Origin of the sequence: Euzebyella saccharophila, assembly GCF_014855495.1 — a bacterium.
Taxonomy (GTDB): domain Bacteria; phylum Bacteroidota; class Bacteroidia; order Flavobacteriales; family Flavobacteriaceae; genus Euzebyella; species Euzebyella saccharophila.
The window spans coordinates 69,034-92,360 of the sequence record NZ_JACYFJ010000008.1 but is presented as its reverse complement, the minus strand read 5'-3'; the positions used below and the strand labels follow the sequence as shown (position 1 = coordinate 92,360).

At 41.2% G+C, this 23,327-nt stretch carries 20 protein-coding genes and 1 riboswitch; of the genes, 11 read left to right on the top strand and 9 right to left on the bottom strand.

What is annotated here, in order from left to right; translation table 11 throughout:
- Positions 1-67: 67 nt before the first annotated feature.
- Together IL355_RS17905 and metK are read right to left on the bottom strand one after the other, a co-directional pair.
- Positions 68-1,342: an O-acetylhomoserine aminocarboxypropyltransferase/cysteine synthase family protein gene (locus tag IL355_RS17905; RefSeq protein WP_192463462.1), complete on the bottom strand. Its 1,275-nt coding sequence runs from the start codon at positions 1,340-1,342 to the stop codon at positions 68-70.
- 119 nt (positions 1,343-1,461) lie between these two features.
- Positions 1,462-1,581: riboswitch (SAM riboswitch) on the bottom strand.
- A gap of 74 nt (positions 1,582-1,655) precedes the next feature.
- Positions 1,656-2,912 (bottom strand): methionine adenosyltransferase, encoded by a 1,257-nt coding sequence (gene metK, locus IL355_RS17900; RefSeq protein ID WP_192463461.1) that lies wholly within the window; start codon positions 2,910-2,912, stop codon positions 1,656-1,658.
- A gap of 330 nt (positions 2,913-3,242) precedes the next feature.
- Here metK and IL355_RS17895 point away from each other — a divergent pair, with 330 nt between their 5' ends.
- Entirely contained in the window at positions 3,243-3,857 is a 615-nt protein-coding gene (locus tag IL355_RS17895) for a deoxynucleoside kinase (RefSeq protein WP_192463460.1), read from the top strand.
- Between the two features lie 3 nt (positions 3,858-3,860).
- Here IL355_RS17895 and IL355_RS17890 read toward each other — a convergent pair whose 3' ends face one another.
- Positions 3,861-4,865: an App1 family protein gene (locus IL355_RS17890; RefSeq protein ID WP_192463459.1), complete on the bottom strand. Its 1,005-nt coding sequence runs from the start codon at positions 4,863-4,865 to the stop codon at positions 3,861-3,863.
- A 189-nt stretch (positions 4,866-5,054) separates the two neighbouring features.
- Here IL355_RS17890 and IL355_RS17885 point away from each other — a divergent pair, with 189 nt between their 5' ends.
- Positions 5,055-5,759 carry an energy transducer TonB gene (locus tag IL355_RS17885; RefSeq protein WP_192463458.1) on the top strand — a complete coding sequence of 235 codons (705 nt, stop codon included), beginning with the start codon at positions 5,055-5,057 and terminating at the stop codon, positions 5,757-5,759.
- Between the two features lie 200 nt (positions 5,760-5,959).
- The gene (locus IL355_RS17880; protein WP_192463457.1) at positions 5,960-6,901 is read left to right on the top strand and encodes an alpha/beta fold hydrolase; all 942 of its coding nucleotides are present in this window, start codon (positions 5,960-5,962) and stop codon (positions 6,899-6,901) included.
- A 59-nt stretch (positions 6,902-6,960) separates the two neighbouring features.
- Here the strand turns inward: IL355_RS17880 and IL355_RS17875 are convergent, their stop codons facing one another.
- The 5 genes from IL355_RS17875 to IL355_RS17855 all read right to left on the bottom strand — a co-directional run bounded on the left by IL355_RS17875 (position 6,961) and on the right by IL355_RS17855 (position 15,123).
- Positions 6,961-8,064 carry a glycoside hydrolase family 10 protein gene (locus IL355_RS17875; protein WP_192463456.1) on the bottom strand — a complete coding sequence of 368 codons (1,104 nt, stop codon included), beginning with the start codon at positions 8,062-8,064 and terminating at the stop codon, positions 6,961-6,963.
- Between the two features lie 258 nt (positions 8,065-8,322).
- Positions 8,323-10,710: a sodium-translocating pyrophosphatase gene (locus IL355_RS17870; RefSeq protein ID WP_192463455.1), complete on the bottom strand. Its 2,388-nt coding sequence runs from the start codon at positions 10,708-10,710 to the stop codon at positions 8,323-8,325.
- Between the two features lie 108 nt (positions 10,711-10,818).
- A complete protein-coding gene (locus IL355_RS17865; RefSeq protein ID WP_192463454.1) occupies positions 10,819-11,346 on the bottom strand; it encodes an inorganic diphosphatase in 528 nt (175 codons plus the stop codon).
- Between the two features lie 195 nt (positions 11,347-11,541).
- Complete coding sequence (locus IL355_RS17860) at positions 11,542-14,043, bottom strand: DUF5686 family protein (protein WP_192463453.1); 2,502 nt, start codon at positions 14,041-14,043, stop codon at positions 11,542-11,544.
- A 102-nt stretch (positions 14,044-14,145) separates the two neighbouring features.
- A complete protein-coding gene (locus IL355_RS17855) occupies positions 14,146-15,123 on the bottom strand; it encodes a pyruvate dehydrogenase complex E1 component subunit beta (RefSeq protein ID WP_192463452.1) in 978 nt (325 codons plus the stop codon).
- 174 nt (positions 15,124-15,297) lie between these two features.
- Here IL355_RS17855 and IL355_RS17850 point away from each other — a divergent pair, with 174 nt between their 5' ends.
- The 5 genes from IL355_RS17850 to IL355_RS17830 all read left to right on the top strand — a co-directional run bounded on the left by IL355_RS17850 (position 15,298) and on the right by IL355_RS17830 (position 19,800).
- Entirely contained in the window at positions 15,298-16,038 is a 741-nt protein-coding gene (locus tag IL355_RS17850; protein ID WP_192463451.1) for an electron transfer flavoprotein subunit beta/FixA family protein, read from the top strand.
- A gap of 39 nt (positions 16,039-16,077) precedes the next feature.
- On the top strand, positions 16,078-17,046 hold the full coding sequence (locus IL355_RS17845) for an electron transfer flavoprotein subunit alpha/FixB family protein (RefSeq protein ID WP_192463450.1): 969 nt from the start codon (positions 16,078-16,080) through the stop codon (positions 17,044-17,046).
- 86 nt (positions 17,047-17,132) lie between these two features.
- On the top strand, positions 17,133-17,762 hold the full coding sequence (locus IL355_RS17840; protein WP_192463449.1) for a bifunctional nuclease family protein: 630 nt from the start codon (positions 17,133-17,135) through the stop codon (positions 17,760-17,762).
- A 35-nt stretch (positions 17,763-17,797) separates the two neighbouring features.
- Positions 17,798-19,240 (top strand): NupC/NupG family nucleoside CNT transporter, encoded by a 1,443-nt coding sequence (locus IL355_RS17835; RefSeq protein ID WP_192463448.1) that lies wholly within the window; start codon positions 17,798-17,800, stop codon positions 19,238-19,240.
- A 122-nt stretch (positions 19,241-19,362) separates the two neighbouring features.
- Positions 19,363-19,800 carry a PH domain-containing protein gene (locus IL355_RS17830; RefSeq protein ID WP_192463447.1) on the top strand — a complete coding sequence of 146 codons (438 nt, stop codon included), beginning with the start codon at positions 19,363-19,365 and terminating at the stop codon, positions 19,798-19,800.
- Here IL355_RS17830 and IL355_RS17825 read toward each other — a convergent pair whose 3' ends face one another.
- Positions 19,801-20,466, bottom strand: a complete 666-nt coding sequence (locus IL355_RS17825; RefSeq protein ID WP_317175514.1) for a class I SAM-dependent methyltransferase — start codon at positions 20,464-20,466, stop codon at positions 19,801-19,803.
- Between the two features lie 181 nt (positions 20,467-20,647).
- On the opposite strand from IL355_RS17825, the gene IL355_RS17820 reads away from it, so the two are divergent.
- The 3 genes from IL355_RS17820 to IL355_RS17810 all read left to right on the top strand — a co-directional run bounded on the left by IL355_RS17820 (position 20,648) and on the right by IL355_RS17810 (position 23,292).
- Positions 20,648-21,571 carry an NAD(P)/FAD-dependent oxidoreductase gene (locus tag IL355_RS17820; protein ID WP_192463446.1) on the top strand — a complete coding sequence of 308 codons (924 nt, stop codon included), beginning with the start codon at positions 20,648-20,650 and terminating at the stop codon, positions 21,569-21,571.
- A 96-nt stretch (positions 21,572-21,667) separates the two neighbouring features.
- On the top strand, positions 21,668-22,210 hold the full coding sequence (locus IL355_RS17815) for a class I SAM-dependent methyltransferase (protein WP_225621324.1): 543 nt from the start codon (positions 21,668-21,670) through the stop codon (positions 22,208-22,210).
- A gap of 257 nt (positions 22,211-22,467) precedes the next feature.
- Positions 22,468-23,292, top strand: coding sequence for a thymidylate synthase (locus IL355_RS17810; RefSeq protein WP_192463445.1), 825 nt, complete (start codon positions 22,468-22,470; stop codon positions 23,290-23,292).
- Positions 23,293-23,327 lie beyond the last annotated feature (35 nt).

Below are 23,327 nucleotides of genomic sequence, written 5' to 3'. Positions count from 1 at the left end.
GCGAATGCATGTTTGTTGGAGGTAACTGGGGTTCCACTACCCCCAACAAACTACCATTACTTATTTATCATAATTGATTAAAAGCTTGTTCCAAATCAGCTTTTAAATCTGTTACGTCTTCCAAACCAACAGAAAGACGGATCAAATCTTGGCTAACACCGGCACCAGCCTGTTGTTCTTCATTTAACTGCTGGTGGGTAGTACTTGCGGGATGGATAATCAAAGATTTGGTATCTCCGATATTTGCCAACAAAGAGAATATTTTAGTGGCATCGGTCAATTTTTTGGCCGCCTCAAAACCTCCTTTTACTCCGAAAGTAACCAAACCACTTTGGCCTTTGGGAAGGTATTTTTTAGCAAGCTCATTGTATTTGCTACTCTCCAATCCTGGGTAGTTGACCCACGCGACTTCTTCGCGACCTTCTAACCATTTGGCCAATTCCAAAGCGTTTTCACTGTGTTGCTTGATACGAACGTTCAAAGTCTCCAAACCTTGAATAATCTGGAAGGCGTTGAACGGACTCAAAGCCCCTCCGAAATCACGAAGTCCCTCTAAAATCAATTTGAAAGTGTAGGATGCTGCTCCTAGAGCTTCATGGTAGACCAAACCGTGGTAACCAGCAGAAGGTTCTGTAAATTCAGGGAATTTACCATTGGCCCAATCAAAAGTACCGGCATCGACGATGACACCCCCCAAGGAAGTACCCTGTCCGCCAATATATTTGGTCATGGAGTGTATGACGATATTCGCACCGTACTCAATCGGATTTAATAAAGCAGGTGTGGCCACCGTATTATCAACAATAAAAGGTATTTGAGCTGCTTTTGCCTCTTCTGAAATAGCTTGTAAATCCAACACATCTAATTTGGGATTCCCAAGGGATTCTACGAAAAAGGCCCTAGTGTTATCTTGAACCGCATTTTTAAAATTGGTAGGGTCAGAAGCATCCACGAAAGTGGTGGTGATTCCCAATCTAGGAAGCGTTACGTTCAATAAGTTAAAAGTACCCCCGTACAAGCTACTGGAAGCAACTATGTGATCACCGGCCTTCAATAAAGTCATTAATCCCGTAGAGATGGCTGCCGCACCCGAAGAAAAAACCACGGCACCAATACCACCTTCTAAAGCGGCCAAACGCTTTTGAAGAATTTCATTGGTAGGGTTGTTCAAACGTGTATAGATGAAACCTAGTTCTGCCAAAGAGAAAAGATTGGCAGCGTGGTCCGTATCATTAAAAACATAAGAAGAGGTTTGGTAAATAGGCACCGCTCTAGTTCCGCCTGTTTCTTTAGTGTCGTGCCCAGCATGTAGGGCGTTGGTTGAAAAATTGTAGTCGCTCATTTTATATAGTATTTAAGTTGTACAAATCAATATACGAACAAACCTAGACAGTTATCACTAAGCCTAGTTTCGATTAAATAGTTATAAGAAAGCGGAAAAAATTACGGAAGCAACTTTAGTCGTTATCTGCCCCAACAATCATTGGGATAGAACGTAGCACCTTCTCTATTCAACTAAATTTGAACAAAGGGTTGCTAAGGCTTCATAGGGTCTAGTCCCTCCGCCTTTCTTGATAACTGTCAATAAGTGTTTGAACTTTGAAAAAACAAATATATATACCGGAATTTTAAATTCCCCTTAATTTTAAAAAAAATTACAGTTGAAAGGCTTTTTTTACTTCTTCTACCCTATCCAACTTTTCCCAAGTGAACAATTCCACCTCTTTCTCCACCCTGCCATTGTACGGTGACTCAAACACCTTGGTAACCGTTCGAGGCGTTTTACCCATGTGCCCATAAGCTGCAGATTCCAAATAAATAGGGTTTCTGAGTTTCAACCTCTCCTCAATGGCAAAAGGTCTCATATCAAATAGTTCCGCTACTTTTTTAGCAATTTCACCATCGGTAGCCTCAATTTTTGAGGTACCGTAGGTATCAATAAAAATGGACGTTGGCTCTACCACCCCAATGGCGTAGCTCACCTGTACCAAAACCTCATCGGCCACCCCGGCCGCTACCAAGTTCTTGGCAATATGTCTAGAGGCATACGCAGCACTTCGATCCACCTTACTAGGGTCCTTCCCACTAAAGGCACCGCCGCCGTGAGCTCCTTTTCCGCCATAGGTATCCACAATAATCTTTCTTCCGGTCAATCCGGTATCACCATGCGGGCCTCCAATAACAAATTTTCCGGTAGGGTTGATATGGTATTTGATAGCATCATCGAACAAAGCCTGAATACTTTCGGGCAATTGTGTTTTCACTTTCGGAATTAGAACCTCAATAATATCTTTCTTGATTTTTGCCAACATTTTCTCATCGTCGGCATCAAAAGCATCGTGCTGGGTAGAAACCACGATGGTATCGATTCTCACAGGCACGTTATCATCAGAATATTCAATAGTTACCTGCGCTTTGGCATCGGGTCTTAAATACGAGATTTCCTTGCCTTCTTTACGAAGTTCTGCCAAAGTGTACAAAATGCGGTGCGAAATATCTAAGGCCAAGGGCATGTAATTATCCGTTTCATTGGTAGCATACCCAAACATCATTCCTTGATCACCAGCACCTTGTTGCTCTTTTTCGCCACGATCAACGCCTTGGCTAATATCTTGCGATTGTTCGTGAATCAATGAAATGACACCACAAGAATCGCCGCTAAACTGGTATTCACCTTTGGTGTACCCTATTTGGTTGATGACGTCCCTTGCAATATTCTGAACATCTAAATAGGTATCGCTCTTTACTTCGCCGGCCAAAACAACCTGACCGGTGGTCACTAAGGTCTCACAAGCCACTTTGCTTTCTGGGTCAAATGCCAAAAAATGGTCTAATAAGGCATCACTAATTTGGTCCGCAACTTTATCCGGATGTCCCTCACTAACAGATTCTGATGTAAAAAGGTATGACATATACTTCTTTAGTTTTTGGCGGAAGGATTTTTACGATAGCCTAAAGAAGTCTGATAGGAAAGAAAATCCTACCAACTGCTTTAGCATTTGATTCGCCCCAAAAATGAATTTTGGCACAAGAGGTTGCAATCAGTCAAATCCTTCCTCTTTTAAAATCAGGGCAAAATTACAGCTTTACACCGGAAATAAAAATTTTATACCAAAAGACCGTATTAAATTTTTCCTAAGGATTTTACCCTTTAAATTTTTCCCTCAAATGATGATCCTTTGTATCTTGTACCGTCGTATCTAGGTTGTAGAAATATCAATATTTAAAAACCATCAAGTTTTATGCACATTGCAGTAGCCGGTAACATTGGTGCCGGAAAAACCACGCTAACAGGGTTATTGGCAAAACACTTTAAATGGGAAGCTAATTTTGAAGATGTAGTTGACAACCCGTATCTCGATGATTTCTATACCCAAATGGAGCGGTGGAGTTTCAACCTACAGATTTACTTTTTAAACCATAGGTACAGACAAGTCTTGGATATAAGACAAAGTGGTAAGACTACCATACAAGATCGTACGATTTACGAAGATGCCTACATTTTTGCTCCCAACCTACATGCAATGGGTCTTATGACCAATAGGGATTTTAACAATTACCAAAGTCTTTTTGAACTTATGGAAAGCCTTATTCAACCACCGGACCTATTAATTTATCTGCGTAGCTCCATCCCAAACTTGGTAAAACAGATTCATAAACGTGGTCGGGAATATGAAAACAGTATTTCCATTGATTATTTAAGCCGATTGAACGAAAGATATGAAGCTTGGATCCATGGTTACGAAAATGGCAACCTTTTGATTATTGATGTAGATGACCTTGATTTTGTAAGTAATCCGGAAGATTTAGGGTCCATCATCAACAAAATTGACGCCCAAATTAACGGATTGTTCTAAGCGCTATTTTATAAAACCTTGTTGCTTGGCATGGGCAATAGCCTGTTCACTGCTTTCTACCAAAAGTACCGGGACCGTTGTGTAGTTATCAAAAAGCCCCTTAACACGCTGCATACGTTTTTTGTGGGCAACGCTTCGCAAATAGATAGCAATTATTTGATTTGGATATAGCTCGGTAATCTCTTTATAAATATCCGCATCATGTTCCCCACTGTCGCCAATCAAAATGATTTTCAGACTGGGAAAGGTTTTTAGAATGTTTAAGATTTCTTTTTGCTTTTGAGGTTTCTCGTTGGGCTTTTTCCGACCAAATATGGGAAAGCTCCGTAAAAGAATTGGCCCCTTAGGAAAAACGTTCTGCTGCAGAAAAAGTTCGAGATATCGGTACATATTCCAAGGACTGTGACTAACGTAGAATATAGGATTGGCCTCATTTCCGTTTTTACCCTGATGCAGCAATTGGTAAAATTCCGCGGCTCCGGCTAAAGGCTTTCGTCTTTCGGCCGTTTTAAACACGGTATTAAAAATCACCTTCCATTTTAAGGAAGAGACCACGCCCGTATGCAAAATGGTATCATCAATATCACTAATCACCCCAAAACGGGCTTTGGAAGACGGTATGAGCATTTCTCCCGGAAATCTATTTTGGTGTAAAATTTCCCTTTTAAGCGTTGGGTCATTAAAGGCAATCTCAAAGGCCAACCAACCCTCGCTATTGGTCAAGGTTCTTAAATCCTGCAGATTACATTTTATTTTATAGTAACCGGCCCCATCCGTTTTGCCTTCAATTTTTTGACCATCAGGAAGCGTAATGGTCACTTGGGTATTTTTAACCTCATCTGTCTCAAAACGTTTGTAGGTATTCCAAATTAAATTAAAAACTCCCTTTTGAGACAAGTCTATTTCTTCATCTTCCAATGCTCGGCCCCTTGCATAAAAATGCGTATTGGTACCATAACCTTGAAAAGTAATGATTTGTAGTTTATCTCTTTTTCCAAATAAACCCATAGTACAAATTTAGACGAAAGTTCAATGTGGTCATAACACGAAACCCATAACAAATATCGCAAAAGCCCTTGAGCTTTCAATCAGTAAATTAATGTTCCCTCACCCAAATAGGGGTGTTACTCATTGCCGGTTTTAATTCTACAAAAGGAAACATAGCTTCATCCATAGAAATTTATAAACCCTTGAATTATGGAATCAAAGAAAAATCCCAAAGCGGATATTAACCGAGACAGAGGCATATATTTTCTTTTTGCTCTACTATTTGTCCTTCTTGTTACGCTCCTCGCCTTGGAGTGGAAAACCTATGATAAAAATTATGGCTATGTAGCTAGTATGAACGTCCAAGATGAACTTATTGAAGAAGTACCTTTTACCACGCATATCAAAACACCCCCACCGCCAGCACCTTTAACCGCACCTCCAATCATTGAAATAATTGAAGATGATGAAGAAGTAATTGAAACCGAAATGGCTTCTACTGAAACGGATCAAAACAAAGAAATAATAGAAGTAGCGGACGTGGAGGTGATGGAAAACGATGAGCCGGAGTCTATTCCTTTTATCACTATTGAAGAAGTACCGGTTTTTCCGGGCTGTGAAAAAGCGAAGGACAAAAGAGCCTGTTTTCAAGAAATGTTGATGAAGCACATTAAAAAGAATTTCAAATATCCCGAAATAGCTCAGGAAATGGGAATTGAAGGCCGCGTAAGCACCATGTTCGTCATTGAAAAAGATGGCAGCATCGGTCAAATACAAATGCGGGGACCGGACAAATTACTTGAGAACGAAGCAAAGCGAATCATTGGAAAACTCCCTAAAATGACTCCGGGAAAGCAACGGGACCGTGCCGTACGAGTGCCCTTCAGTATTCCTATCAACTTTAAACTACAATAATCCAAAGCCACTTCGGTGGCTTTTTCTACGTCCTGATTCAACAACCTAAATACTCAAACACATCATGTTAAGGCTCTTTGATGCTTATAAAATTAGAGACCGTTTTGAACCGGTTAGCGAGATCAGCGAGCTTTGCTCTATTTTTTTTGATTTTAACAAGTCTACTCACCATCTTTACGGATTAGTTGAAATTCCCCCAGATGAGATTTATAATTATAACTACGGCTTGCCTCGTTCTTTTTAGTTGTACGGACAAGTTTGCTGCCTATAAAGAAGTACCGGATTACATTACCGAAGCCTCGCAATTAGACTCCACATACTATGAGGCATATGACCGAACCTTAGAACTTTGGCCGACGGATTATGAAGAACTCTACATCCCTACCACCGACGGAATTGCCCATGTATTGGTAAGCGGGCCAAAAAATGGAGAACCTATGGTACTGCTCCATGGCATGAATGCAAGTTCAACTATGTGGTACCCAAACATTCAAGCGTTAAGCGAAAATTATCGGGTATTTGCCATTGACTTTCTTTTAGAACCTGGAAAATCCCACGTATACGATAAAGTAGAAAATGTAGAAAAGGTAGTAGATTGGTATGAAGAGGTGCTCTTTGCCCTAAAAGTGGACAATTTTCACCTTATTGGAGCCTCACGAGGGGGTTGGCTGGCAGTAAACTTGGCATTTAGTAACCAGAAAAGAATCAAGAGCATGATTTTGTTGAGTCCGGCCCAAACTTTTACATGGATCAGACCTAGTAAGGATTTGTTTAAAAACATCGTCAAATTGTTTTCTTCCAAAGAAAAGCGGATAGAACAGACCTTGGAAAGCATGTCAGCAGACGTCACACATATAAAGGACTCTTATATTCAGCAATACAAACTAGGATTGGAAACCGATTCTGATAACGAATTTATTTTAAGCATGCGTCCCTTTTCTACCAAGAAATTGCAAACACTACAAATGCCGGTTTTGGTCTTAATTGGGGATGACGATATAATCAATGAACCAAAGACCGTTAAAATTGCCAATTCTCTTCCCAGAGGTGAAGGAGAAATCATCAGCAATGCCGGGCACTTTTTATCGATGGACCAAGCGGAAGTAGTCAATAAAAAAATGTTGGAGTTTTTGGACAAGTAACTAAAAGAAAGCACCTCGAATGAGGTGCTTTCTTTTAGTTACTAGCTATCTATGATTCGCTATTCTACGGTATATTCCTTGTAAATGGCCTCTTTGAAAGCGGCCCAATGGGCATCGGTCATTCTACCGGGGGTAAACAAGCAAATTCCGGCCGCACCGTTCTCCATAGATTCTTTAATGGCGTCTCCCAATTCTTCCGGTAATAATCCATGGCCTTCCGGGTCTTCTTCGTTGTCCTTGTTCCATGGGCGAGGACAGATAAACAAGCCACTATAAACCGGTGTTTCGCCTGCTGCTTGTACTTCCTCTTTAACTTGGCTTCCAATCCAAAGCGTGTTGGCCATATAAAAGTCGTTGTAGTTCATCGGGAAATAGGCATCCAAACCCCAATTGTTCCATTCTTGGCGTACCAATTTTTTGGAAATGGTGGGACCTGGAAACACTGCTGCATTCACCTTTTTTCCTTTTTCATGAACGGCCTCTTTGATTTCCTTCACCAAGCCAGTGATTACATCATACCTAAATTCCTTCCACTCATGAACCGTAGTGGGGTCTTCCACTTTGGTAATATCAATGCCACTTTTCTTTTTAAAATCCTTGGTACAAGTGTCACAGTAGCAAAAATCATACTCGGGAAATTCTCGGTCTTGAATCAGTCCATACTTTTCCCATAGTCCGCGAGCCAAAATTACATCAGGATATCGGATATAATCTAAATGAATACCATCAACGTGCTCCACTTCGGCTACGCCCGTATATAAATCTTTCAAATAGTTACGTACTCCCTTTTTGTTAGGACACATAAACTTATAATACGGCGCGTAAGGCTGAATTTCATAGGTGGACTCCCCTTTTCCGCTTACCCCATACCATTCTGGTTTAATTTTTGGGTCGCCCTGAATCATGGTAGGTATCCAAGTATGGAATTCCAATCCTGCTTCCTTTACAAATTTGCCTACTCTTTCGTAAGTTTCGGGGTCATGGCCGCCACTGTACATAAGACCGTCTATACCCTTTTCCTTAAATTCTAAAAATTGCTCCTTGAGTTCTTGATCGGTTGCTTTTCCCGGGCCTCCAACCCAAGCATACACAGGCACCTTGGCCGTTTGGGAGTAAGCGAAAAGGCTAAAAAGCAAAACTAATGGTAATACTATTTTTTTCATTGGTGGTTTGGTTTAAACCTCCAAATTTAATGATTCATCCTCTTTTATACTGAGCTATTGGCGAGTATTATCCACGGAAAATTTAAAATTATGAAGCCCGTATCTTACCATGGATAAATTAAGCAGAATACAAAACATACTTTGTGTTTATTACGAAACCTGCATTTAAAAACATGGTTAACAAGCCAAAAAATACATTTTGAAATAAAAAAGCCACCCGAAGGTGGCCTTTTCAATCATAATTCAAGTTGAGGATATTCACTTGCGAATATCAATACTTTCAATTTCAATTTTTGAATTTCCCTCTTGGGCATTCACTTTATTTTCAAATGATTGTAGCTGTTCTTTTACCTCCTCTGAAGTACCATTGAAAGTTTTCTCTTGGCTCACTTTCTTTCCATTGATAACTTCGGTATATGCAATGGTGGCTTGGGTCAATTCCCCATTTACTTCGGACTTCATTTCAATTTTAATTTCCTTCTCTTCGATTTCTCCGGCCATACCGCTAACATTATTGGCAATACTAGGCGCAATGACCAATGCCACTACAGACATTAGTTTTAAGAGGATATTAAGTGAAGGGCCAGAAGTATCCTTAAACGGATCACCAACCGTATCTCCTACTACGGCAGCTTTATGGGCATCCGTACCTTTTCTCCCTTGTTCCTCTATCATCTTTTTGGCGTTGTCCCAAGCACCCCCGGCATTGGATTGGAATATAGCCATAAGCACCCCGCAAGTAGTAACACCCGCTAGAAGTCCACCTAACATCTCCGCACCTCCAAGAAAACCAACAGCCACAGGAACAGCGATGGCCAATAAACCTGGCAATACCATTTCTCTTATTGAGGCTTGTGTTGAAATCGCCACGCACTTTTCATACTCGGCAACCCCATCTGCTTGATCAAAAATTGCACGTTGCTCAGGTGAAGCTTTGGACATATCCGAATCTACTTGACGCATCACTTCCAAAGCCGCCTTCAATTGTGGAATATCCCTAAATTGACGCCTTACCTCCTCGATCATGGCCATGGCGGCACGCCCTACAGCATTCATAGAAAGTGCCGAAAAGACAAATGGCAACATTCCCCCTACTAAAAGTCCGGCCATTACGGTTGGTTTGGAAACATCAATTCCCGTTACATTGGCGGTTTGCATAAAGGCCGCAAACAAGGCAAGAGCCGTTAAGGCCGCAGAAGCAATGGCAAATCCTTTTCCAATGGCTGCCGTGGTGTTCCCTACTGCATCCAATTTATCGGTGCGTTCCCGTACTTCACTAGGCAACTCGGACATTTCAGCAATACCCCCCGCATTATCGGAAATAGGTCCGTAGGCATCTACCGCCAACTGAATTCCTGTATTGGCCAGCATCCCTACCGCCGCAATGGCTATACCGTACAGACCAGCGAACATATGGGAAACAATGATTGCCGCAGCAATGATAAGTATGGGGAACATGGTAGACATCATTCCAACCCCTAGACCGGCAATTATATTAGTGGCCGATCCGGTTTCGGATTGTTTTACAATGGAATTAACGGGTTTGGTTCCCGTTCCTGTATAGTACTCGGTGACCTTACCAACGGCAAGACCCGCGACCAATCCGGCAAGTACCGCATAAAAAACGCCCATAGAAGTATAGGTTTCCCCTCCAAAATTCCAACTATCGGGCAACATCATGGTGATGATAAAATAGGAAGCTACCAACATCAATCCAGCAGATCCAAATTCACCAATATTTAATGCTGTTTGAGGGTTTCCGCCTTCCTTCACCTTTACAAAGAAGGTACCGATTATAGACATAATAATACCAATAGCAGCCAACACCAAGGGAAGGTAAACCGCTCCCAGACCATCAAAAGCCCCGGCAAATGTATCAATCTGAACAAAAGCGGCACCCAATACCATGGTTCCAATAATTGAACCCACATAGGATTCAAATAAATCGGCACCCATACCGGCCACATCTCCCACATTATCCCCCACGTTATCGGCAATAGTAGCAGGATTTAAAGGGTGGTCTTCAGGAATTCCCGCTTCTACCTTACCTACCAAATCGGCACCTACATCAGCAGCCTTGGTATAAATTCCACCACCTACTCGCGCAAATAGCGCGATGGAAGAAGCACCAAGGGAAAAGCCGGACAGCACATTAAGCACCTCTCCTATACTCCAACCTTGTCCGCTATATAACATGAACAGTCCGCTAAGACCCAAAACTCCAAGACCAACAACGCCAAGTCCCATAACGGCTCCTCCTGCAAAAGCTACTTCCAAAGCCTTACCTAAGGAAGTTCTTGCCGCATTGGTGGTTCTAACGTTGGCCTTAGTGGCTACTTTCATTCCAATAAAGCCGGCAAGTGCAGAACAAATTGCACCCACAATAAAGGAAATAGCCACCATTCCATTGGAACCTTCCTCGTTACTTCCTTTAAAGAAAAGTAAGATGGCAACTGCAATTACAAAAACAGAGAGAATTTTATATTCGGCCTTTAAGAATGACATGGCGCCGTCCGAGATATTTTTGGCGATTCTCGCCATTTTCTCATCACCTACCTCCTGCTTGCCTACCCAAGCATTTTTCCAGGCTACGAAAAGTAGCGCCAGAACACCGAATACCGGTAAAAACATTACGATTGATTCCATTATTTTATTGGTTTAGTATAAACAATGGCACCTAAAGTAGTAAAATAGAATAAATAAAAAAAGCCTTATTATTTCGATAATAAGGCTATATTCTGAACGTATTTTTGATTATATCGTAAAAGTACGCTTCTTTTTTAAATCACTTTCATCGTAGCGCTTTACGCACTCGTGATAGATTTTTACGGCTTCCTCAGCATTACCCCATCCACCGGTATCAACTTTCTTTTTTTCCAAATCTTTATACACCTGAAAGAAGTGCTCAATCTCTTTTAATCTATGCGGATTTAAATCACTTATATCATTATTATTGCTCCAAATGGGATCGGAGACAGGAACGCAGATAATCTTTTCATCGGGACCTTTTTCATCGGTCATATGGAAAACACCAATAGGCTTTACTTCCATTACTACCATTGGATAAACAGGTTCTGTACCCATAACCAAAACATCCAAGGGGTCTTTGTCCAAGGCCAAGGTTTCAGGTATAAATCCATAGTCTCCTGGATACATCATGGATGAAAAAAGCATTCTGTCAAAGCGGATTTTGTTCAACACAAAATCATATTCGTATTTATTTCTACTTCCTTTTGGTATTTCTATTAAAACATCGAAAGTTATATTCGTTTTCTTTCCCATTATTGAGGTTTTGTTTAAAGTTGCGAAGGTACGAAAATAGAACCCCAAGAAGTGCACAATCCACAAAAAAACAAGGTCTAAGGGCACATAAATCCAAGCCTTTTAAAATACCCTCATGTTCATTGAATATTACTTAGAAAAGTGAGGCTTCCACAGAAAAAAACGCATAACCTCAAGGAATTGACTTACAAACTTTTAAAAATCAAAGCCAAAGGTTCCCGTTACACTGAAAGGCCGCGCATTGGGTGCATCCAAATAATTGCCCCTAAAATTAAAATCTATTCGAAGAATTTTAAAAATATTACCTATTCCGAAGGAGTATTCATAGTAAATTTTATCATCAGGGGCCTGTAACGGCGTATTAACGGCAGCGGGCGCACTTAACGCAATATTCTCATCTGATAGCGTTCCCCAAACCCCTCTAAGTCCCACTACTTCCCTAAGATTCAATTTTCGCAATAATGGAATTCTCGCAAATAATCGCCCATTAAAATTATGTTGCAAATGCAGCGCCACATAGGTATCGGTTACAAATTCATAGAAATCCAGGTTAGGAAAGGTCCCATAGTTGGAAAAAAAGGTTTGATTACCCGGTATTACATTTAATAGCCCTAATGGCACTTTACCAAAGGTTTTACCCATTTCCAGGGTACTGTACAACCTACCAAAACCTCCTATTTGCCATGGCTGACTATAGGCGAACTGAAGCTTACTATAATCAAAATCACTACTAAAAATACCTTCACTCCCTTTAGTATAGTTCAATAGCAGCGTACTGTAATTGTCATTAATAGTACGGCGCTCCACTCCATAACCAATGGTTCTTTTGCCGGGAGTATAGATTAAAAGAGCATTAAAATCAAATTGCCTTATGGTCTTTGCAATGCCCCCCGGTTCATCAGGGTCTATGTAATCAAGACTAAAATCTTGGGGCAAGGCAGAACTTAAGGTTCTAAAGGTTCCTCCTACCCCAATGCGCAAATTGGTAACCGGTTCCATTTCAAAACCGAGCTTGCTCAAGTTGATGTTGGTCAAGCGATTGTTGGCACCAACGGTCACAAGGGATGAGGAAGCAATACTGCGGCCCAACACATCATTGGTAGCAGTAAGGCTAACACCCAATTGTTCAATATCCCGCCTATTTCCACCGGAGACGATCAATCTCGTTTTTCGGTCTAAAAGAAACTTTCCAGATGTTCCATATTTTACTTTCTGATCTGTAAAACCATAAGCCATGTAGCCTTCTAGGCGCCAAAGGTCGTTCTCCCCAAAATAGGTTCTAGCCCCCAAACGTACGCGAGGGCCTTCGGCCTGGTTGTATCCAAAAACATCATAAACCGAACCAATATCCATGTTCCATTTATCGATTTCTACATAGCCGGAGCCCAGAATACTTACCAAATTGTAATAGCTCTTGAATTTGGGAACGGTTTTCAGTGTATCCAACAACTGGTAGATACCCTTCTCGTCCTTATTTAAACCCTCCAATCGATTGGTAGACCAAAAGGCGCTATCCCTAGTTTGCACTATAGGGTCATAGGGGTTGCTCTCCGTACGGTAAAACTCTTTTGGTTTTGTTTGGTTGAATTTATAATGGTCATAAACCGTGGTTCGCTTACCGTAGACCCCTCTGGATTTCTCCTTTTTACTAAAGGAAAAATCACTCATCATATAATCCCTTTTAAGTAAGAAAACGGAATCATTTACCACCTCAAAATCCTGTTCAATGTAAATTTCCTTTACCCAATTGATGTTGGCGCTTTTGGTAACTTCCAGGTTTATATTTTTGATGGCGTAGGTGGTATCATTCACCCAAAAATCTCCCTTAAATGTCAACTCATTCTTCCTTCTTGGGTAATACACGATGTTATAACACCATTTATTATCTACATAAGCACTGTCTCGCAATGCATAGTTATAGGTATCTACTCCTGTACGGGAAAGAGGGCTGGTAAAACTCTTATCAAAAAACTTTAGGTAATTGTCATAAATGTCATAATCCTGATACAAATCCGCTATAAAACCAATGATGGCCTGGTTATTATCAAACCCGGAATTCTTATTGCCCAGTACATCTTCCTTTTCCTCTTTGAGGATATTATCTCCATAGACTTTTGAAAAGGTTTCGTTTAGGAAAATGGGCAGGTATGTTTTTCCAGTGATACGGGAAGTATCCAAATCTTGAAATACAAATTCGAGGCCCTTGAAAATTTTCCTTTTCATGAGGGTACTATCAATGGTATTGAGGTCAAATTCTACCTTTTCGTATTTATCAAAAGCATATTGCTTAAATTGACGTACGCCATTTTGTCTCTTTTTTGCCCAAATCTTCTTGAGTATCTCTACAGCCGGATTGTTCTTCTTGGATTGTTTTCCCGCAAAAACCACCACCTCCTTCAAAGCTTCGCTAGATTCCTTAAGCTGTACTTTCATATCGTACATTACTTTGGATGTCAACGGAATTTCTAAATTTTCGTAACCAATAAAGGAAATAACCAATGTATCATGGGTAACATCAGACTCCATATAAAAATTACCATTATCGTCCGTTATGGTACCCTCATAGGAATTTTTAAATAAGATATTGGCAAAAGCCACTGGATTATCATACTCATCCAGCACTATACCGCCCACTTTGCTCTGGGCCGTGGCAAAAAAAGCGAATAAAAGTAAAAGGGGTAAAAGGAGTCTTTTCATTAAAAATGGTTCTCACCGCGGTACAATCAAATAGTATACCATAAAAAAAGCTTCGCCGGTCATCGACCAACGAAGCAAAAGTACTTTACAATTTGGTATACCTTACTTATATAACACTTTCTTAACAGCGTCTACTACATCTTTTGCATCTGGCAACCATTCTTTTAGCAAGACCGGTGAGTAAGGCGCAGGAGTATCTGCCGTATTTATTCTTTCAATAGGGGCGTCCAAGTAATCAAAAGCGTGCTTTTGAACATGGAACGTAATCTCTGTAGATACGTTTCCGAATGGCCATGCTTCCTCTAAAATGACCAACCTATTGGTTTTCTTTACCGAATTTACGATGGCGTCATAATCCAATGGCTTCACCGTACGCAAATCTATTATCTCTAAACTAATTCCTTCTTCGGCCAACTGCTCTGCAGCTTTATCGGCCTCCTTGATAATTTTTCCAAAAGAAACTACGGTTACATCCGTACCTTCTCTTCGTAGGTCCGCAACCCCTAATGGAATTGTGTATTCGCCTTCTGGAACCTCTCCCTTATCCCCGTACATCTGCTCAGATTCCATAAAAATAACTGGGTCGTCATCCCTAATAGCGGATTTCAACAACCCCTTTGCATCTTTTGGATTAGAAGGCACTACCACCTTAAGACCAGGGCAGTTGGCATACCAACTTTCAAAGGCTTGGGAATGCGTAGCCGCCAATTGACCGGCAGAAGCAGTAGGGCCACGAAAAACGATAGGGCAAGGAAATTGACCTCCGGACATTTGACGAATTTTTGCGGCATTATTGATTATTTGATCAATACCCACCAAAGCAAAATTGAACGTCATGAACTCAATTATAGGGCGGTTACCGGTCATGGTAGAACCCACGCCAATACCTGCAAAACCAAGCTCTGCTATAGGCGTATCCAATACACGCTCCGGACCAAACTCGTCCAACATACCTTTAGAGGCCTTATAAGCACCATTGTATTCGGCCACTTCTTCACCCATAAGGTAAACGGATTCGTCTCTTCTCATTTCTTCGGACATGGCCTCCGCAATGGCTTCCCTAAATTGTAACGTCTTCATATATTATGCTATGTCTATTTATTAATATCCTAAAACGGCAAGCAAAAATAGGAAATAATATGGCAATTCATTTACCCTTTTTAGCAAAAAAGAAACAAAAAAATACTATGCATGCATAGTATTTTTACGAAAGAATACCTATCTTCGTAAGGTCATATCAAAAGAATTATATAGATGAAAATACTAGTTTGTATAAGTAATGTCCCAGATACAACGTCCAAAATTAACTTTACGGACGGGGACACCAAGTTCGACACCAACGGGGTCCAATTTGTCATCAACCCAAATGATGAATTTGGTCTTACAAGAGCCATGTGGTTCAAAGAAAAACAAGGAGCTACAGTGCATATTGCCACGGTGGGCGATGCCTCTGTAGAGCCCACTATGCGAAAAGCCCTTGCCATTGGTGCAGACGAAGGCATTCGTATCAACGCCGTACCTACAGATGGTTTTTTTGTTGCCGAACAATTGGCAAACGTTATTAATGATGGTGGTTATGACCTCGTGATTGCCGGTAGGGAGTCTATCGATTATAACGGTGGTATGGTTCCCGGCATTCTTGCGTCGCTCTTGGGATACAATTTTATTAATACCTGTATTGGGCTTGAAGTGGAAGGGGATACGGCTACTGCCACCCGTGAAATTGATGGTGGAAAGGAAAAAGTTGAGGCGGCGCTACCTGCGGTAATAGGTGGCCAAAAAGGACTTGTAGAAGAAAGCGACCTTAAAATTCCAAATATGAGAGGAATTATGATGGCCCGTAAAAAAGCCCTTAACGTAGTGGAGCCTGTGGACGCCACAAAAGCCACAGTGGACAGTAAATTTGAAAAACCTGCTCCTAAAGGCGCAGTTAAACTTACAGATTCCGTAGATGAACTCGTGTCCTTGTTGCACAATGAGGCCAAGGTTATCTAAAGCGTTTTTCAAACTCAATTTCAATTAAAACATTACAACATGTCTATTCTAGTATATACAGAATCAGAAAACGGAAAATATAAAAAGAGCGCCTTTGAGGTAGCTTCTTATGCCAAAACGGTAGCAGACCAAATGGGAACTACCGCCACCGCTATTTCCTTTAACGCCTCGGAAGGCGAATCTTTAGGCAACTACGGCGTTTCAAAAGTACTGAACATTGCCGGGGACCAGTTTAATACCTTTAACGCGGAGGCTTACGCCAAGACTATAGCCCAAGCTGTAGAAAAGGAAGGTGCAACGACCGTCATTGTGAGTTCAAGCGCCAATGCCAAATACTTGGCCCCTCTTTTAGCGGCCAAATTAAAAGCAGGCTATGCCCCCAATGTAGTAGAGGCTCCTAGTTGTACTGCTCCTTTAACCGTAAAGAGAACAGCCTTCAGTAATAAGGGTTTTGCCCATACCGAAATTACGACCGATAAAAAGATTATAGGTGTAAGTAATAATGCTTATGGCATTAACGAGATTGGAGGTTCCGCATCCGTTGAGGAATTTTCGGCACAAATCGAAGATGGGGATTTCGCAGTAAAATCACTGGAGGTCGATAAAGTAGCCGGAAAAGTATCCATTGCTGATGCCGATATCGTAGTTTCTGGCGGAAGAGGACTCAAAGGACCCGAAAACTGGGGAATGATTGAGGAACTTGCCGAAGTTTTAGGAGCGGCTACCGCCTGTTCCAAACCGGTTAGCGACATGGGCTGGAGACCCCACGGAGAACACGTTGGGCAAACCGGAAAGCCGGTAGCATCCAACCTATACATTGCCATTGGTATCTCTGGAGCCATACAGCATTTGGCAGGAGTTAGTGCCAGTAAGACCAAAGTGGTCATTAACAATGATGCCGAGGCTCCTTTCTTTAAGGCTGCCGACTATGGTATTGTTGGGGACGCTTTTGAGGTGGTACCGCAACTCGTCGAAAAATTAAAGGAATTTAAAGCTCAAAACGCTTAAATTTTGTTAATTTGCGCCCCGGAAAGGGCTGTTTAAATAAAGGTTACGCCCATATTTAAACAGCCTTTTTGTATTTTTAAGATACTATGAGTTTAGTCAGGTTAAAAATAAAAGGTATAAGCTACAGTCAAACCCAAAATGGGGCCTACGCCCTTATTTTGAATGAAGTGGAAGGAGACAGAAAGCTGCCGATCGTTATTGGTGCTTTTGAGGCGCAGTCCATTGCCATTGCCTTGGAAAAGGAAATTAAACCTCCCAGACCCCTGACCCATGACCTGTTCAAAAATTTTGCAGACCGTTTTGATATTGTTATCAAACAAGTTATCATTCATAAATTGGTAGACGGCGTCTTTTACTCGAGTATCATTTGCGAACGTGATAAAATCGAAGAGATTATCGATGCCCGCACCAGCGATGCCATTGCTTTGGCATTGCGATTCAATGCCCCCATCTTCACCTACAAGACCATTTTGGACAAGGCCGGAATTTACCTCAAATTTTCTTCCAAAGAATCTGAAAAAGACGATTCCGACGATAGTATCGTTGTAGATGAAATTCTACAGGAAGGAGAAACCGTGGAAATCGATTCTGGCGCTACCGATGGTTTTACAGAACTCACCGTAGAAGAACTCAACAAAGAATTGGATAAGGCCGTTGCCAACGAAGACTATGAGAAGGCGGCTAAATTGCGTGACGAGATTTCAAAGCGCAACTAAAGATAACGTCAAACCTTTAATTTGCAAGCGACTATATGAACACCAAACTCTGGATACTTCTGCTTGCACTTAGTGCCTTTTTTCCAACTTTTGCCCAAGATACCGTAGCTCCCGTAATCGAGTCCGCTACCATCAATGATATTACCGAAACTTCCCCTGAAATTGTTCCCAATCAAGGTTTTGGCATCGATAGTCTATGGCGCGGAATTTTGGGGATGGCGGTTTTACTGATAATCGCCTTTGTTTTTAGTGCCAATCGAAAAGCTATTAACTGGAAGACCGTAGGTATAGGACTGGGATTACAATTGCTCATTGCCGTAGGGGTATTGAAAGTGTCGTGGGTACAACAAGTTTTTGAGGCCATTGGCGAAATATTTATAAGTATTCTAGGGTTTACCCGTGCGGGAAGCAAATTTCTTTTTGAAGGATTGGTAGTGGATACCAATACATTCGGGTACATTTTTGCTTTTCAGGTATTGCCGACGATTATTTTCTTCTCGGCCCTTACCTCCCTCCTTTTTTACTTGGGCGTCATTCAGAAAGTCGTTCGGGTTATGGCTTGGTTACTTTCCAAAAGTCTAGGCATTTCCGGACCGGAAAGTCTTTCGGTTGCCGGAAACATCTTTTTGGGTCAAACGGAAGCCCCACTTTTGATCAAGGCCTATTTGGAGAAAATGAACCGTTCAGAAATCCTTTTGGTAATGATCGGAGGAATGGCCACTGTGGCAGGAGCTGTTTTAGCGGCCTATATTGGCTTTTTAGGCGGGGAAGACGAAGCATTGCAACTGGTATTTGCAAAGCATCTTTTGGCGGCCTCTGTAATGGCAGCACCTGGAGCGATCGTGATTTCTAAAATGCTATACCCCCAGACCGAAGAAGTGAATACAGAGGTAGAAGTTTCTTCGGAAAAAATAGGAAGCAATATGCTAGACGCCATAGCCAATGGTACTACCGAAGGCCTTAAATTGGCGGTCAACGTGGGGGCCATGCTTTTGGTTTTTGTAGCCCTCATAGCGATGATCAACGGTATTCTGGATTGGACGGGCGATTTGACCACCCTAAACGAATGGGTGGCCAACCATACGGCCTATGACAAACTTTCTTTGGAGGCCATTTTAGGTACCATTTTTGCGCCCCTGATGTGGTTGATAGGGGTCAACAATGAAGATGTAATGCTTATGGGGCAACTACTGGGCATCAAACTTGCCGCGAGTGAGTTTGTAGGCTATATTCAATTGGCCGAACTTAAAGATTTGACCACCGGAGCCAACCTTACCTACAACAAATCGGTTATCATGGCTACGTATATGCTTTGTGGCTTTGCAAATTTCGCTTCTATTGGAATTCAAATCGGGGGAATCGGCTCTTTAGCTCCCGGTCAACGCAAAACCCTTTCAGAATTTGGTATGCGTGCCGTTTTAGGCGGCTCTATCGCCTCCCTTCTTTCCGCCACAATTGCAGGAATGATTTTAGGGTAATTGATGGTTGATGGTTGATGGTTGATGGTTGATGGTTGATGGTTGATGGTTGATGGTTGATGGTTGATGGTTGATGGTTGATGGTTGATGTAAAATAATTTTCTTTCAATTATATTATCATAATGAAAACCTTTAAATCCAAATTCGGATATACTCTACTTTGGTTTGTAACCATCCTTTTCATAGGTATTCTAGGATTTATGATTTACCAAGAAGAACCTATTGAAGCTATTTTAACTACTGGCGTCATTAACTTTCTAATTATATTATTCGTACTCTATTTGAACTTGGCCACTACCTATACATTCACAAGTAAACATATTTTAAATGTCAAATGTGGCCTTTTGTTTAATAAAAATTACGACATTAAAAAGTTTAAGTCTATCAGGAAAAGTAATAATCTAATGTCTTCGCCAGCACCATCTTTAAAAAGATTAGAACTGCGCTACGGTGAATTCGGGATACTGATAATATCCCCTGAAAATCAGATTGCCTTTACTAAGGAACTAATTACAAGAAACCCTAAAATTGTGAACGAGGTTTATCTTTCAGAATCTTAATCATATTTCATACAACCAAGTAACAATCCTTCCCTTTCCGTCTCTTGGAATCACTTCTAAAAGTTTTTTAGCGGATGTCACATGCAAACTAAAAGGAGGTTGTAATACATCTACCCCACTTCCTTTTTTAAGCCGGATTCCCTGACCTGAGATGATATCGACATTCGCTTCAAATTCACCTTCCGGTAGGTGTTCGGTGATAATCACATACTTGTACTGAACAAGTTTTTGGGTAATCGCTAAAATTTCCGCATTGGATAAATGTTGTAAAACTTGGCGTAAAATGGCACAATCCGCCACTGGAAGTGCATCCTTGGCAATATCAAGACATTGAAAAATTAAATTCGCCGCGATATTTTCTTCCCGGTGATGAGCTATCAAATCGGGCACGATATCCACAGCCGTATAACTACTGCAGTACGGTAGAAGTTGTTTGCCAACATTAAAATCGCCGCAGCCCAAATCACAAACGGAAATAGGGCTTTTAAAACTGCTTAAACAATCTTGAACCACTTGCAGCCAAGGGGCAACCAAATGCTCCTCATGTGATCCATCGCCAGAATAAAATAAATGCTCCGGACCGCCCCACAAATGGTTTTCGTAAATCTGAATCATAGCGTCTTTGGTGGGCCAAGGTGTTTTTGGTTTCTTAGTTTTATTGGTCACAACTGCAATTAACTTCCGTTTTTAAACTACCCAAGGTACATAATTAAGTTCGGTGAAACTCTTTTCTTTCTCCTGATCAAAGATTTCTCCGATAAATGAGTACGGCCTACAAATATTATTATTGCAACCCATTCGCATTAACAAACAATTTACTAGCTTTGCCTAGCTAAAATCAAAAACGATGGAACAGTCAAATGCATTTGATGTTATTATAATAGGTGGAAGTTATTCCGGACTTTCAGCGGCTATGGCCTTAGGACGTTCTTTAAGAAAGGTATTGATCATAGATAGTGGCCGACCCTGCAACCGCCAAACCCCACATTCCCACAATTTTATCACTCAAGATGGTCAAACTCCAGCAGCAATATCCTCCGTTGCCAAAGAACAGGTGCTACAATATAAAACGGTCTCGTTTATAGAAGACAAGGCGATTCGTGGTCAAAAGATAGACGACCGTTTTGTCATCACTACCGAATCACAAAAGGAGTACACCGCTAAAAAACTGATTTTTGCCACCGGTGTAAAAGACCTAATGCCCAATATTAAAGGTTTTTCGGATTGTTGGGGAATTTCCGTAATCCACTGTCCTTACTGCCACGGTTACGAAGTCCGCCAACAAAAAACGGGAATTATGACGAACCTCGAAGTGGCTTTGCATATGACCCCTTTAATAAAAAATTTGACAACCGACTTAACTGTATTTACCAATGGGGAATATCAATTAGACGAACAACAGCTTCAAATGCTGACAGCCAATAACATTTTAGTGGTAGATACGCCCGTTAAAGAAATCATACATCAAAAGGGTTACTTGAACAAGCTCGTTTTCGAAGATGGTAGTGATTTTGAACTGACCGCTCTTTACGCTCCCGTACCCTTTGAACAGCATAGCGATATTCCCCAGCAACTTGGCTGCGAACTAACTGATATGGGGCATCTCTCCGTAGACCCATTTCAAAAAACGAACATAGACGGAATTTTTGCCTGTGGGGACAGTACGGTTCGCCTTCGCTCCGTTGCCTATGCCGTGAGCAGCGGAAATATTGCCGGAGCCGTTGCCAATATGGAACTTTCGCATGAAACATTTTTACAACCTGCCTTATAATCGAAATATTCACGGTGGGCCTCAACAAGTAGCTAAAGACAGTATCGATCTGCAAAACGCTATGACAAAAATTTTATGGCTCCAAAATCAATTAATATGAGCAATTTTTGGGAAGAAAGCTTTAAACAGAAAAAAGAAATGTGGGGAGCAGCACCTTGCCATTCCGCAAAATTGACCGCTGAACTTTTTTCAAAAAAAGAATTGAAGAACATTTTGATTCCCGGTATAGGCTACGGAAGAAACGTCCAACCTTTTTTAGAGAGCGGAATGAATATTACAGGAATTGAAATCTCCGAATCTGCCATTTCCATGGCATCCAAGTATTTGGGCGACAAAGCCACCATTTACCATGGCAGCGTAAACGCAATGCCCTACGATTCAAAAACTTATGATGGAATTTATAGCCACGCTCTTATACATCTATTAGACCATCCTACCCGACTACAGTTTATAAAAAATTGTTTTAAACAGCTTTCACCAAACGGACGGATGGTCTTTACCGCAATTTCTAAAAATGCAGATTCTTACGGAAAAGGAACCCTATTGGAAAAAGACCGTTACGAAATACATAAAGGAGCGCCCATAATTTTTATGATGAGGAAACTATCAAAAACGATTTTAGTTCTTATGGACGTTTAGAAATTACCGAAATTCAAGAAGACCAACCTATGTATTTGATCAGCTGCGGAAGGAACTAGTCCTCATATTCAATTTCACGAAGCTGAAGTACTTTAGTGTCAAATCCAATTCTATTCATACTTTAATTCATGCTTGACTGGTAATTTTTTCGCTTATGCAAAAACATAAGAACAAATAAGGCAGTTAATAAATGCTGAATAACTAGCCGTTAAATTCTATTGAAAGTACTTGGCTGATCTCATACTTTTACCGTTACCATGAAACAGTATCACGATTTACTCAAGCACGTATTGGAAACCGGCAACCAGAAAGGTGACCGTACCGGTACAGGAACAAAAAGTGTTTTTGGCTATCAAATGCGGTTTGACCTCAGCGAGGGTTTCCCGATGGTGACCACCAAAAAATTGCATCTAAAGTCCATTATTTATGAACTACTCTGGTTTTTAAAGGGCGATACCAATATTGCTTATCTTCAGGAAAACGGAGTAAGAATCTGGAACGAATGGGCGGATGAAAATGGGGATTTAGGCCCAGTTTATGGTCATCAATGGCGCAATTGGAACAATGATGAGATCGACCAGATCAAGGAAGTCATTTCCTCCCTAAAAAATAATCCCAACAGCAGAAGAATGTTAGTTTCTGCTTGGAACCCCAGTGTGCTTCCGGATACATCTAAATCGTTTAGTGAAAACGTTGCGAACGGAAAAGCCGCATTGCCACCTTGCCATGCTTTTTTTCAGTTTTATGTAGCCGATGGAAAACTTTCTTGCCAGCTATACCAGCGCAGTGCCGATATTTTTTTGGGCGTACCCTTCAATATCGCTTCCTATGCTTTGTTCACTATGATGATGGCCCAGGTTTGCGGATATGAAGCAGGAGATTTCATTCACACTTTTGGGGATGCCCATATTTACAATAACCATATGGAACAAGTGGAATTGCAATTAAGCCGCGAACCTAGACCACTGCCAAGCATGGTACTGAATGCGGAGGTAAAAGATATTTTTGACTTCAAGTTTGAAGACTTCACCCTGTTGAATTACGACCCACACCCTCATATTAAAGGTGTAGTGGCCGTTTAAATTTGATCATACAGAAAATAAAAATCCGGATAGTT